We start from the raw sequence: 14999 nt of genomic DNA, 5'->3' as shown, positions 1-14999 counted from the left end.
GAAAATGTACTCTATCATTAATGGTCTATTTTTCGGAACAGCAATTCCATGAAGCGATTTATCGATGAACAGGCTCTGATCGAGGATTCATTTCGATTGGGTGTAGAAATATTTGAAAGCGGTTTTCGACCCAGTTTCATCACCGGCATCTGGCGAGGTGGCAGTGCGGTTGGCATTTACGTGCAGGAATGTTTGCAGACTCTGGGGGTGAAGACCGATCATATTTCTCTGCGGACATCCTATGACCCCAATAGTGCCACACCCAGAGTCCGGGTTCACGGCACCCAATATCTGCTGGAAACTCTGAATGCTGATGACGGTTTGTTGATTGTCGATGATGTCTTTAATACTGGTCGTTCCGTGGCGGCGGTGATTGAGCGGCTACAGCAACACCTGAAGCGCAATATGCCCAGGGATGTCCGGGTGGCAACGTTGTGGGAACACCCGTCGCGTAATCAGACGCAATTGAAACCCGATTACAGTTTGCATAAATCTGAAGACTGGCTGGTGTTTCCCTATGAGCTGGTGGGTCTGGCTGCCGAAGAAATTGATGAACAGAAGGGCTTTGTCAGAGCGATTGAGCGGGAGATTTTTTCAGATACAGAGCTTCCACCTCGCTGACAGGCAAAGCTTTGCTGAACAAATAGCCCTGTAACTGTTCTACCTGGCAGAGTTTTAGAAAATCTGCCTGCTGGTGGGTCTCAACCCCTTCGGCGACGATCTCATAGCCCAGGCTGTGACCGAGGTTGATCACTGTTCCAAGCAGTGAAGCCGGCTTTTCCTCACTGGCAATCTTGGTGACAAAACTGCGGTCAATTTTCAGTATGTCGGCGGGAATATCGATCAGGTAGGACAGTGATGAGTAGCCGGTGCCAAAGTCGTCAATGGCAATTCTGATGCCCAGCTTACGAATGTCAGCAAGGGTTTTCAGCACCTGGCTGACATTGTGCATCATGACGCCTTCAGTGATTTCCAGTTGCAGATTTTTGGCTGGGACTAACGGATTCTGACGCAGAACATTTGTCAGAACATCCGTAAATTCGTTCGATAGCAACTGTAAGGGCGAAACATTGACAGCCAGCGAGCCTGGTTGATAACCCTGTGCTATCCAATGCTGCCACTGCTCCAGCGCCAGCTCCAGAATCAGATTTCCCAATTCCGTGATCAGCCCTATTTCCTCCGCCAGAGTGACGACCTCAAAAGGAGAGACGGGTCCATAAACCGGATCATTCCAACGCAGCAGGGCTTCAAAACCAGATACCGCATAATTGGACGACTGCACTTTGGGTTGGTAGTGCAAGGTGATGTTTCTTTCACCGATGGCGTTTCGCAAGTGGCGTTCCAGAATGGTTCTTTTGACGTGGTATTCGCTCATTTCGGGGGTATAGAAGGTGAAGCAATTTCCGCCTTTCTTCTTCGACGCATACATCGCGGTATCGGCACATCGCAAGGCCTCGGGAAAATCACTCGCATGTTGTGGTACCAGCGTAACGCCAATACTGGCACCAACGTGAAGAGCGTGCGCATCTATATGAAAGGGACTGTTAATAGCATTGATTATGCCGTTGCATAAATCCTCTACCCGCTTTTCGACATCCTGTTCGATTGATCCGGCAACCAGCACGGCAAATTCATCCCCACTGAGCCTGGCTACCGTCTCCTGCTTGTTCAGCAGGGTGGTAATCCGTCCGGCAACCTTCGTCAGCAGTGAGTCTCCGAGCAGATGGCCATAAGTGTCATTGATGTTTTTGAAACGGTCCAGATCAATGAACAAAAATGCGCCAAACATGCCCGGCGTGTTTAACGTGGTACTGAATAGATGCTTAAGCGTGACCCGGTTGGGGATATCAGTCAGTGCATCGTATCTGGCCAGATGACGGAAAACGGCTTCCCGCTCCAGTGCGTAAAGGGCGACTGCGGTTCGTTGTGAGAAGTTCAGTACCTGAGCTGTGATCGTTGTCTCCAGCGGTTGCGCCGTTGTCAGTGTTGCAAAAATAAAGGCCAGTAGACGGTCCTGTCGGGTCACCGGTATCGCGCAAATGTTTTTTGAAGTTGGCTGCCACAGCGAAATCAACTGTTCCAGATCACGGTTTATTTCCAGATTGTAACTCAGCTGGTCGTGCGGCAGTTGCTCCAGCACCGATGTTATTTCCAGTTCTTCCGCTCCAGTGAGAATCGGCTGGGTTGAGCCTTTTTGATAATAAAGTCTGTTCAGCTCACTGCTTTGTCTGGTCAGGTTGACCATCATAAGGTCATGAAACGGTGCAATCTGATAAAGACTGTTAAAAATGGCGGCGATAATACGATCGCCGGAAACGGATTCCAGAATACTGCGGTCTATATTGGCGAAGGCAGTGTACTCCCGGACGGAACGATGCAGGCTGTCTGACATGCTGTTAAAAGCACTGGCCAGCTGGGAAAACTCATCATTACCCGAGACCTCGATCTGATGACCGAAATCCCGCTGTTTAATCCTTTGAGTCCCCTGAATGAGTTGGGTGATAACATCAAGATTTTTGCGAATCAGAACCGAACCCAGCAAGATCACCATTAAGATCGCCAGCGCAATCACGGAAAAGTAGATGTTGCGAAATTGACTGATAACCGCAAGGCTTTCAGAGATCGGTTTATCGGCAATGACTATCCAGTTGTTGACCTTAAACTCATGCCCCATAAACAATGTCCAGTAGTATGACATTGAGGTGCTGTCGTTTTCATGCCAGAAAAAGATCTCCTGTTTTTCATTAATGGCCTGCTGCAGCTTCTTCAGCCATGGTTTTATATCTGCATGCTGAGGACAGTGCACCGGCAGGTAATTATTGGTGAGAATACAGGGCTGACTGTTCAGAACCGTTGTTGTCTCATCCCACAGATAAGCCGGATTTACCTTGGCGACCATTCCGGACGGTACAATCAAATAGATATCGCTGCGATCGGTATCGGGACGCAGCAGTAATTGTCTGTCGGAAACCTGTAGTACCTGATCCAGTAAACGATTATCCATGTGTCCCCAGAATAACTGGCGTTTCTCCGGCTGCACCTCTGCCAGAGCAGAAAAATACAGTTTCAGGTAGCTCTGCTGAAAATCCAGACTTTCAGTTGGTTGGATTTGTGCGAGTAATTGCCGTGAAAACGATAATTTGCCGTATATCAGCAGAGCGTTTTCTTTGGCGACATTTTTTAGCTGATCATGATCGTGTTGGTCAATCATCAGCGAGAATTGGCTGTAAGTGACCAGAATAATCAAAACCAGAGGGGCAAAAGCCGCCAATATCAAAAACAAAAAAGTTTTTTTAGCCAGTTTGCTGCTGAAAAATGTGATGTTCATGCAATTGTTAATACGTGGATGCCAGGCCTATAAAATCGCCGTTATTGGCGCGAATAATGTCATCCTGGCTTTGTTTGGCGGTCAAAGGCCCAACGCTTTCGCCGTCTTTTCCCATGCTGTAAAGATCATAGTCTGAGTTGATCGGAACCAGATTACGGTCCTTACGGTTATGTCCGTTGCCGCGCTTGTTGGCAATATTGAGGTACTGATAGGGGTGGCCCCATGGGTCAAGATAGCCATCCGCATTTACATCTGCCAAAGAGTCTGGAAACTCCCCACCACTGTCCATGGCATAGGCGGTAATCAAGGTTGATATGATTTTAAGATCGCTGATAGCTTTGTTTCTATCCACTCTGTCAAAGTAAGCACTATACGATTGTAATGCGACGGAGACGAGTATTCCGATAAGGGCGATGGAAATGATAATTTCCAGTAAGGTGTAACCACCATACTCCGCATTGAGAGACGGGAATGCCGGGCGATTGCGATTAGAGTTCGACATTATTACTTAAATGATTCCACAGGAAAAAAGGCCATTCGATAGTATGATACCAATTGTAGTGGGGAATCGATGATTTTGCCGAATTTAAGTTGTAATTCCTCTTCTGCCTACCATAATGCCCGTTTCACCAGATCTGTTGAGAATAGTTTATGCGTAAAGTGACTGTTGCTGCCACCCAGATGAGCTGTACCTGGGATGTTCATGAGAATATCCGTAATGCTGAGAAACTGGTGCGCAAAGCGGCCGCCAAAGGTGCACAGATTATTCTGCTGCAAGAGCTGTTTGAGCGTGTGTATTTTTGCCAGCAGCAGCATGAAGAGTATTTTTCGTTTGCCCGGTCCGTCGCCGAAAATGACGCCATTCGTCATTTCCAGGATATTGCCAAAGAGTTGTCTGTCGTATTGCCGGTCTCATTTTATGAGCAAGCCGGCCAATGTCTGTTTAATTCCATCGTTGTGATTGATGCCGATGGCAGTGTGTCCGATGTCTATCGGAAATCCCATATTCCGGATGGTCCCGGGTATTCCGAAAAATTTTATTTCTCTCCCGGAGATAGCGGCTTCAAGGTTTTCAATACCCGATACGGCACGATCGGTATCGGCATTTGCTGGGATCAGTGGTTCCCTGAAACGGCCAGAGCACTGGCGCTGATGGGGGCGGAAATCATTTTTTACCCCACGGCTATCGGTAGTGAACCGCATGATGCAAGCATTAACAGCAAAGATCACTGGCAGCGCACCCAGCAAGGGCACTCTGCGGCCAATGTGACGCCAATTGTTGTGAGTAACCGGATTGGCAGGGAGCAGGTGGGAGATTCTGAGATCACCTTTTATGGGGGGTCATTCATAACCGATGAGTTTGGAGCCAAAGTCTGTGAAGCGGATGAAGTAACGGAGTCCGTGCTGGTACATACCCTGGATCTGGATGCCTGCGCTGAGAGCCGTCGCGGCTGGGGAGTTTTCCGGGACCGGCGTCCTGAACTGTATCGGCCATTACTGAGTAAGGATGGCAAACACTGGTAAATAAGAGGTGCTGGCAGACCTGATACTGCCGGCCCTCATCATATTGAGTGAGTCCCTCTCAACAAAATATCGCTGGTATATCACTCACCCGCTTCTTTACAATCATCCACTGTCCAAAAGACAAATGATTAATATCCCCGGCGGCCAAAAGCCCAAGAGGATTAGAGGAGCGGAACATGCAAATATTTCATCGTTGGCTTTCCATTGTGGAAGGCTGTTTTCTGGTTGCCCTGGGCATTCATCTGCTCAGTGTCGGAGGGTTGCTGATCAGCGGAACAGCCGGCCTCAGTCTGATTCTGATTCAGATTACCCCCCTTTCCTTCGGTTTATTGTTTTTTACCATCAACCTTCCCTTTTATATCTTTTCCTATCTGCAAATGGGGCTGGGCTTTACCCTCAGAACCTTTGTCAGTGTGTCACTGCTGACGTTGTTGAGTGAACTGATGCGACGATTTGTTCATATTGAGATTGATCAGGTTGCCATCGTGGCAATTTTGGGGGGGTTGCTGATTGGTTTTGGGTTGATTCTGTTGTTCCGTCATCAGTCATCACTGGGGGGATTCAACGTCATGGTGCTGTATATTGAAAAACGCTTTGGTGTCCATGCTGGCAAAACCACGTTGGCGTTGGATATTCTGATAATGATACTGGCGTTGGTTTTGATTGATGTGGATAAAGTGGCCTGGTCACTACTGGCGTTTTTCACGATGGCTTCAGTGGTAGGTCGCTATCACCGTCCTCCTGTCTGGGCCAAGCCTTACCCCGCGCAAATCAGTGATCAATTGGAGCAGGCAGAAGCAGCACTGGTGACTAAAGCAAAGAGCCAGCAGACTGGCTGACCTTTTCCGCTCTTTTAAGGTCCGAACGTCAGCAAGCTGCCAGCATTGCTGGTTGTCGTCAGCATCAGCGAGAGCCAGATGATCGATAGACTGACAAAGCTGATATTGAGCCACGTGTTCCGAGTGGATTTAGACATTGCACTTATCATCCGAGTTTTAGTTATTTTTCAGTAATGTGATACATGTATCGTTTGGATCAATTCTGATTGCCATTAATAAAATGGTAGTAATTCTGGGTGTTGGCGCCAACAGGAAAAAAGTATGACTGGCAGGATGATAACCATTATTTTGTGTTGCAGTTCTCAATCCAGTCGGGCCTGAGTAACATTTGAAAAGTGTTATTCTGATAACTTTATGCGAATGTCACTTCTAAAAGAAAAGCATTGATATTGGCTTGCAACATATATCTGGTTTTAAAAAAGAGATTTTTTGATACCTCAATAGTCAGAGTGAGAAAAATTTCCTGCCTTGATATACCGTGAAAGAAAGATTTTTATGACAAAAATGTTACAGAAAAATGAGCTGATTTTCGGTGGGTCAATCGAAAACTGACCTAACAAATCGCTATTCCTCTATCCATCTATTTAAATCCTGGTACTGATCACTGGCAGAGTATTTATTGTTTTTGTTACGAAGAAACTTTATCGGTGGAATAGCAGCCAGGATATTTTCAGTAGGTTCCTTTTTGCCTTTTTTTGATAACAAAATTAATAATTGGGGACTGTGTTACCGTTTGGTAATAAGCTGTTTGAATCGTAAATTCACACGTTGAGGCTGCCGAAGCAGCCTCTCAATGAAAGAAGATTATTGCCAATTGGCCACTAACATTGGTTTGAGAGCCTCCTGTTCATCCTGCAGAATGACGTTACCCGCGCCTTCGGCAATATTGTAAGTAGCCATGGCGTTGATCAACTGATCCACCTGCCGGGTTGCCAGTGTACTGGTGTCCGTTTCAACCGTGGTTGTGTCTGTCGCTGTTGCCAGAGTTGTGGGCCCGAGTCTATCCAGGGTGGTAGCGTTCCAGGTGGTTCCATCGTCGAAGCGGATGTTGTCGAGACGGTAACGACGAGTATCCCAACTACTGCTGGTATAGGTGAAATGATTCTGGATGGTAATGGTCTCACCGGTGGTGGTCAGCGTTATCAGCAGGTTATTACCGGAGCGGCTGAGGCTGACATCCTCGGTGGAGATACCCTCCAAAAACTGCAGAGTATCCGAGTAATGGTTACTGCTGGCGATATAATCGTAATTGTTGATCGTGGTATCACCATCCCCCAGACCAAACAGATAGGTGTCATTACCATCGCCGCCGCTGAGGTAATCGCCATTACCGCCTTCACCGCGCAAAGTGTCATTGCCATCCCCACCATAGAGTGCATCCTTGCCGGAGCCCCCGTAGAGTGCATCGTTACCCTGGTCACCGTACAGCGTGTCACGACCACTGTCTCCATAGATTGTATCGTTGCCGGCGTTGCCATGAAGTGTATCGTTGCCATTATTTCCGTTGATGGTGTCGTTGCCGTTACCAGCGTTAATAATGTCGTTGCCATCAAGACCGGCAATGCTGTCATCGGTGCCAAAACCAGTGATTGTGTCTCCAAGATCGGTGCCCTGCATCGATAACACCTGCACCTGACGAAGATCCCAACTGGTTCCATCGGCGAATACGATGTTCTGCAACGTATAATTGCCATAAGCAAAATAATTGCTGACAGTTACTATTTCCCCGGTACTGCCGATGGTCAGTGTCAGGTTGTCACCGTTCCTACCGAGGGTTATGTCATCGGCATCTACGCCTTCGAGGAATTGCAGGGTATCGTTGCTGTTAGAGGTATCGTAGTTGTTGATCGTGGTATTGCCATCACCGCTATCAAACTGATAGACATCGTTGCCGGCGTCGCCTTGAAGATAGTCATCGTGACCGCTACCGCCACGCAGAATATCGTTACCTGCCTGACCATAGAGTTTGTCCTGACCGCCATCACCGAACAATGTATCGTTACCGTTGCCACCGTAAAGAGTATCCTGATCTTCACCTCCATAAATGGTGTCGTTTCCGTCCTGTCCATACAATGTGTCATTGCCGGCATCGCCACTCAGCGTGTCATTCCCGCTACCTCCCTGAATGTTGTCATTACCTCCCAGACCGACGATAGTATCGTCAGAATCGAAACCCAGCAGGGTATCGGCATCTTCGGTCGCCTGTAGCAATGACATCTGCTGAACGGTTTCGACATTCCAGCTGGTACCATCAGCAAACTTGATTGCGCTCAGGACATAGTAATTATTGGTGGCAAAATAATTGGAAACGGTGATGACCTCTTCAGTACCTGCGATGGTGAGATACAAATTGTTTCCATCTCGTGTCACCGTCACGTCTTCCGGACTTATGCCGTCCAGGAATTCCAATACGTCATTATGACCTACACCGGTATCATAGTTATTGATGGTGGTATTTCCATCACCGGTACCAAACTGATAAGTATCGTCACCGGAACCACCTTCCAGGTAGTCGTTGTGTCCGGTACCACCACGAATAACGTCGTTGCCGGCACCGCCGTAAAGTTTGTCCTGACCTACACCGCCGTTCAGTGTATCGTTGCCGTTACCACCGTTCAGAATATCCTGATCGGCACCGCCGTTGATAATGTCGTTACCATCACCACCGTCAATAGTATCGTTACCATCATCACCAGACAGCGTGTCGTTACCGGCACCACCATTGATGATGTCGTTACCACCAAGACCAGAGATAACATCGTCAGTGTCAAAACCCAGAACATTGTCGGCGGCTTCTGTGGTTTGCATGGACAACCTTTGAATAGTTGCTACATCCCAGCTGCTGCCATCAGTAAACTCCACGCTCAGCACATAACGGTTATTGGTGACAAAATAGTTGCTGACAGTAATCAATTCTCCGCTGCCGGCAATGGTCAGCAGCAGGTTATTACCGTCCCGAGTAACGGATACATCGTTGGCTGCAATACCTTCCTGAAACTGCAGTACATCACTGTGGCCGACCGTGGTGTCATAGTTGTTAATGGTGGTATTGCCATCTCCGAATTCGAAGATGTACGTGTCGTCACCCTGGCCACCCTCAAGATAGTCGTCGTGACCGGTGCCACCGTCCAGGGTATCGTTGCCGGCGCCTCCGTAGAGTTCATCCTGACCATCACCACCATACAGAATGTCGTTGCCGTCACCGCCATTGAGGATGTCCTGATCATCTCCGCCGTCCAGGATATCGTTACCCTGTTCACCGTATAGTATGTCGTTGCCATCATTACCGTAAATGGTATCGTTGCCGCCGCGACCATAGATGGTGTCATTGCCACCAAGGCCGGAAATTAAATCATCGGTGTCGAAACCGATGATGGTGTCGGCATCCTGGGTCCCTTTCATAGACAAGGATTTAATCGCCGCCACATCCCATTCACTGCCATTCGCAAATTCGATACTGAGGGTATAGCGGTCGCTGGTCTCGAAGAAATTCGAAACAGTAATGACTTCACCGGTGCCGGCAATGGTCAGATATAAGTGATTGTCGACGCGAGAAACAGTGACATCATCCGGGTTAATACCGTCGAGAAACTGCAGAACATCATTGTGGCCATTGGTGGTGTCATAGTTATTGATGGTGGTGTCACCATCTCCCAGGGCAAACTGGTAAATATCGTCACCCAGGCCGCCTTCAAGATAGTCGTCATGGCCGCTACCGCCGTGCAGAATATCGTTTCCGGCACCGCCATAGAGTTGGTCCTGACCATCGCCACCGCGGAGGGTATCGTTACCGGCATCACCATAAAGGATATCCTGATCTGCGCCGCCTTCGAGCAGGTCATTGCCATCCTGACCATAGAGCGTATCGTTACCACTGCCACCGGTAATGGTGTCGTTGCCAGCTCCCGCCTGAATGTTGTCATCGCCACTTAAACCATCGATAGTATCGTCAGTATCGAAACCGAGAATCGTGTCAGCCTCTTCGGTGCCGGCCAGAGACATCTGTTGTACGGTTGCAATATCCCAGACAGTACCATCAGCAAATTCTATGTTGCTGAGTACGTAGTAGTTATTGGTATGGAAGTAGTTGCTGACGGTAATAACAGCCCCGGTACTGGTGATGGTCAGATACAGGTTGTTACCTTCGCGTTTAACCGTGACATCCGCAGGATCAATGCCTTCAAGGAAAGTCAGGACGTCAGTGTGTCCGACAGTGGTGTCGTAGTTGTTGATGGTGGTATCGCCATCATTAATACCATAGAGATAGGTATCGTTACCCAGGCCACCTTCCAGGTAGTCGTCGTGACCTTCGCCACCGCGCAGGGTGTCATTTCCGGCCTCACCATAGAGTTTGTCCTGACCGCTGCCACCGCTGATAATATCGTTACCGGCACCACCATGCAGCTCATCCTGATCGCTGCCACCATCGATAGTGTCATTACCATTTTCGCCATAGATGACGTCGTTACCCTGTCCACCGGTCAGAGTGTCATTACCATCGCCACCGTAAATGACGTCATTACCACCGAGACCATCAATGGCATCATCGGTTTCAAAGCCAGTCAGTTCATCACTGCCACTGGTTCCTTTGATAGACAGCAATTTGATGTCATCCAGGCTCCAGATCGTGCCATCGGAAAAAGTGATACTGGTTAGCACGTAGGCGTTATTGGTATTGAAGTAATTATTGATGGTGATGACTTCACCGGTACTGATTATCGTCAGATAAAGGTTGTCATCTTCACGCAGAACCACGACATCATCAGGGCTGATACCATCAAGGAATTGCAGAGTATCAGTATGACCGGTCGTGGTATCGTAGTTGTTGATGGTGGTGTGGCCATCACCGAGTCCAAACTGGTAAGTGTCGTTCCCCAGTCCACCTACCAGCAGGTCACCATTACCACCCTGACCACGCAGGACATCGTTACCGTCACCACCGTAGAGGTCGTCCTGACCATCACCTCCCATAAGAATGTCGTTGCCTGCCTCACCATAGAGGATATCCTGACCATCGCCACCACTGAGTGTATCGGCACCATTACCGCCGTAGATGGTATCGTCACCGTCATTGCCTTCGATGTTGTCGTTGCCATCATTACCATGGATGGTGTCATCACCACCAAGACCGGAAATGCTGTCATCTGTTTCGAAGCCCAGAATGGTGTCATCACCATCGGTACCCTCCATGGACATGAGGCGAACATCATTGATGCTCCATACGGTTCCGTCAGAAAATTCGATGTGGTGAATGACATAAGCGTTACTGGTGTCAAAATAATTATTGACGGTAATAACGGCTCCGGTGCTGATAATCGTCAGATAGAGATTGTTACCTTCACGATATACATCAACGTCATCGGGGCTGATGCCATCGAGAAATTGAATGATATCGGTATGGTTGATGTTGGTATCGTAGTTATTGATGATAATGTCGCCATCACCGATGGCAAACTGATAGGTATCATTACCCAGGCCGCCTTCCAGTACATCTCCATCACCGGCACCACCCCGTAATATATCGTTACCTGTGCCACCATAGAGATGATCAAGACCTTCACCACCATGTAGGAAATCGTCGCCGTCATCACCATAGAGATTGTCGTCGCCACTGTTACCGTAGAGAGAGTCATTTCCGGCACCGCCATGAATGATGTCGTTTCCGCCAAGACCTGAGATTTCATCGTCAGAATCGAAACCCACCAGGTTGTCGTCACCATTGGTTCCGCGCATGGACAGTATCTGAATCTGGTCGATGTCCCAGACCGTGCCATCTGAAAATTCAATACTGTTAATGACATAGGTATTGTCAGTATTGAAATAGTTGTTGATGGTAATGACTGCCCCGGTACTGATAATCGTCAAATAGAGGTTATCACCTTCACGATATACCGTAACATCATCGGGGGTGACACCTTCCATAAACTGGATGACGTCGACATGGTTAATGGTGGTGTCATAGTTATTAATGATGACATCGCCATCGTTGATGGAAATCTGGTAAATATCATTACCCAATCCACCCTCAAGATATGAACCACCGTTGAGAGTATCGTTGCCAGTACCACCGTACAGTCTGTCGTTACCGGCGCCGCCGATCAGAATGTCGTTGCCGGCATCGCCGTATAAAATATCGTCGCCGTCATTACCGAAAATTGTATCATTGCCATCATAACCATGAATGGTGTCGTTTCCGCCCTGTCCGGAAATGGTATCGTCGGTTTCAAAGCCCTGCAGGTTGTCATCACCATCGGTACCCTGCATGGACAAAATATGAATGGCATCAATATCCCAGACAGTACCATCGGAAAATTCAATACTGTTGATGACATAAGCGTTGTTGGTATTGAAATAATTATTGATGGTGATAACCGCACCGGTACTGACAATCGTCAGATACAGGTTGTCCCCTTCACGGTAAACCGTAACATTGTCAGGAGAGATACCATCAAGAAACTGAATGATATCGATATGTTCGACGTCGGTATCGTAGTTGTTGATAATGACATTGCCGTCATCCAGGGAAATCCGGTAAGTATCATTACCAAGACCCCCTTCGAGATATTCCCCACCGATCAGAATATCATTGCCGATGCCGCCATAGAGACTATCCTGACCGGCACCACCATCGAGAATGTCATCGCCTTCGTCACCGTAAAGTGTATCGTTGCCGTTGTTGCCAAAGATGGTATCGTTGCCGCCACCGCCATGAATCACATCATCGCTTTCAAAGCCGAGCAGGATGTCGTCGTCAGGGGTGGCCTGCATCGACATTAACTGGATCGTTGTAACATCCCACACAGTACCGTTATCGAAGACGATACTATTGATAACGTAAGTATTATCGGTATCAAAATAGTTGTTGATGGTAATCACTGCACCGGTACTGACTATCGTCAAATACAGGTTATTACCCTCACGATGTACTTCGACATCGTCTGCAGATACACCGGAGAGAAACTGCAACGTATCAGAGTGACCTTCACCGGCATCTTCATTGTTGATGGTGATATTGCCGTCACCGATATGGTATTGATAGGTATCGTTACCCAGACCACCGGTCAGGATATCGCCGTCTCCGGCTCCACCACGCAGAATGTCGTCACCGCTACCACCTTCCAGAGTATCCTGGCCGGCACCACCGATCAGTATGTCGTTACCAGCACCGCCAGTCAGAGTATCGTCACCACCGTTACCGTAGAGAGTGTCATCTCCTTCAAGACCATCGAGATTATCATCGCTGTCATAACCGATGAGTATGTCATCGCCACTGGTTCCCTGAATCACCAGCTGTTCAATGGTGGGAATATCCCAGGTTGTCCCGTCGGCGAAGATGATTTCATCAAGTATAAATTCCTGACTGGCGTCAAAATAGCTGGTAACGGTAATGACTTCTCCAGTACTGATGATGGTCAGAACCAGATTATCACCATCGCGGCGGGCAAATACGTTGTCGGCCTCAACCCCTTCCAGAAATTGCAGAACATCGTGATGACCGACAGTGCTGTCCTGGTTATTGATGGTGGTGTTGCCATCGCCGATGGCAAACTGGTAAGTATCGTTGCCCTGGCCACCCACCAATATGTCACCATCGCCGGCACCACCGCGCAGAATATCGTTACCATCATCACCACTGAGGTAATCCTGACCATCACCACCTAGCAGTACGTCATCGTTCCTGCCACCGAAAAGGGTGTCGTCCCCTTCTCCGCCTTCCAGAGTATCGCGACCGCTGTTGCCGTATAAGGTATCGTCGCCTTCATTACCATACAGATGATCATGACCGATATTTCCGAAGATAATATCGTCGCCGGCCTGACCTGAGATGCTGTCATTATGGATAGAACCGATCAGGATGTCGTCACCGTCGGTACCCTGCATGGACATTTGCTGAATGGTATCGAAATCCCAGAGCGTATTGTCTGCAAACTCGACACTTAAAACATAAGCAGAACTTTCATCAAAATAGTGGCTGACCGTTATGATCTCACCGCTACTTAATATCAGTAATAAATGATCATCATCGCGTCTGACAGTAACATCTTCAGGGTTAATCCCTTCCAGCATTTGCAGTACATCTGTATGGTCAACCGTGGTGTCATAATTGTTGATGGTGGTGTTGCCGTCACCAAGGCCAAATTGATAAGTATCGTTACCCTGGCCGCCTTCCAGGTAGTCGCCATCACCGCTGCCGCCACGCAGCGTGTCATAACCATCGCCACCGTACAGTTTATCCTGACCAGTTCCGCCGGTCAGGGTGTCGTCACCGCTGTCGCCATGCAGAATATCATCACCCTCGCCACCCTCCAGGGTGTCGTTACCATAGCCGCCGTAAACAGTGTCGTCACCTTCGTTACCGGATAACTGGTCGTGACCGTTATTGCCGTAAATGACATCGTTGCCGGCCTGACCGGAAATCACATTGCCGGAATTATCACCGTACAGGGTGTCATCAGCCTCGCTGCCCTGCATGGACATGGACAGGATGGTGCCACGATCCCATTCAGTGCCATCGGCAAACCGAAATGCACTGATCAGGTATTCATCGCTGTTATCGAAATAATGACTGACAGTAATGACTTCACCAGTACTGATAATGGTCAGCAGCAGATTGTCGTCATCGCGCCTGACGGCAACATCATCAACACTGACTCCTTCCAGAAACTGCAGAACATCGTAGTGATCTATATCTGTGTCGTAGTTGTTGATCGTGGTATTGCCATCCCCCAGGTTGAACTGATAGGTATCATTGCCCTGACCGCCTTCGAGGATGTCTCCATCACCGGTACCGCCATTCAGAGTATCGTTACCAGCACCGCCTTTCAGGGTATCCTGACCGGCTCCGCCATTGAGGATGTCATCGCCGCTGCCACCATCCAACAGGTCATTACCCTCTCCACCGTCAAGAAAATCGTTTCCATATTTTCCGTTCAGGGTATCGTCACCATCGGTACCGCTAAGATGATCGGCACCATTGGTACCATCAATCGTGCTGAGGGTTTGCTGATCCAGTGATTTATTTTGCATGTCTGTCTCCTTGTTATATGAGTACGTCTACCTGCCGCTGCCGTATTCTTATTGTGTGGCCTGTATGAACATATGCGCGCAAACAGTAGGCGCGTTTATGCCCTGTCAGCATCATAGACAGTTATCATGGTTTATGACCCGCAATCGGGTTCATTGAGTGATGCAGGGATGCATCTGCATTGACGGGAGGTCAATGCGGTTTCGGACACCAGGAATCACCGATGTTTTTCCAGGGTGCCAGTCAACAGATAAATGCTACTGAAGCATCCATTTACCCGCTG

General features: G+C 48.5%; 6 protein-coding genes. 3 read left to right on the top strand and 3 right to left on the bottom strand.

Annotated elements, in window-relative coordinates; genetic code table 11:
* The first annotated feature begins 48 nt into the window (after window positions 1-48).
* Entirely contained in the window at window positions 49-621 is a 573-nt protein-coding gene (locus tag YC6258_RS02345) for a phosphoribosyltransferase (RefSeq protein ID WP_044615621.1), read from the top strand.
* Here YC6258_RS02345 and YC6258_RS26910 read toward each other — a convergent pair.
* Together YC6258_RS26910 and YC6258_RS02335 are read right to left on the bottom strand one after the other, a co-directional pair.
* The gene (locus YC6258_RS26910; protein ID WP_052830004.1) at window positions 569-3328 is read right to left on the bottom strand and encodes a putative bifunctional diguanylate cyclase/phosphodiesterase; all 2760 of its coding nucleotides are present in this window, start codon (window positions 3326-3328) and stop codon (window positions 569-571) included. The genes YC6258_RS02345 and YC6258_RS26910 overlap by 53 nt on opposite strands.
* Before the next feature lie 7 nt (window positions 3329-3335).
* Window positions 3336-3830, bottom strand: coding sequence for a prepilin-type N-terminal cleavage/methylation domain-containing protein (locus tag YC6258_RS02335; RefSeq protein WP_044615620.1), 495 nt, complete (start codon window positions 3828-3830; stop codon window positions 3336-3338).
* A 149-nt stretch (window positions 3831-3979) separates the two neighbouring features.
* Here YC6258_RS02335 and aguB point away from each other — a divergent pair, with 149 nt between their 5' ends.
* Both aguB and YC6258_RS02325 read left to right on the top strand, forming a co-directional pair.
* On the top strand, window positions 3980-4852 hold the full coding sequence (aguB, locus tag YC6258_RS02330; protein WP_044615619.1) for an N-carbamoylputrescine amidase: 873 nt from the start codon (window positions 3980-3982) through the stop codon (window positions 4850-4852).
* A gap of 176 nt (window positions 4853-5028) precedes the next feature.
* A complete protein-coding gene (locus tag YC6258_RS02325) occupies window positions 5029-5691 on the top strand; it encodes a DUF6198 family protein (RefSeq protein ID WP_044615618.1) in 663 nt (220 codons plus the stop codon).
* An 804-nt stretch (window positions 5692-6495) separates the two neighbouring features.
* On the opposite strand, the gene YC6258_RS30825 is transcribed toward YC6258_RS02325, so the two are convergent.
* Window positions 6496-14718 (bottom strand): calcium-binding protein, encoded by an 8223-nt coding sequence (locus YC6258_RS30825; RefSeq protein ID WP_052830003.1) that lies wholly within the window; start codon window positions 14716-14718, stop codon window positions 6496-6498.
* Window positions 14719-14999: the final 281 nt, after the last annotated feature.

This window comes from Gynuella sunshinyii YC6258 (assembly GCF_000940805.1).
GTDB lineage: Bacteria > Pseudomonadota > Gammaproteobacteria > Pseudomonadales > Natronospirillaceae > Gynuella > Gynuella sunshinyii.
Note: the sequence above shows the minus strand (reverse complement) of the source record. Positions and strands in the feature narration are given on the sequence as shown.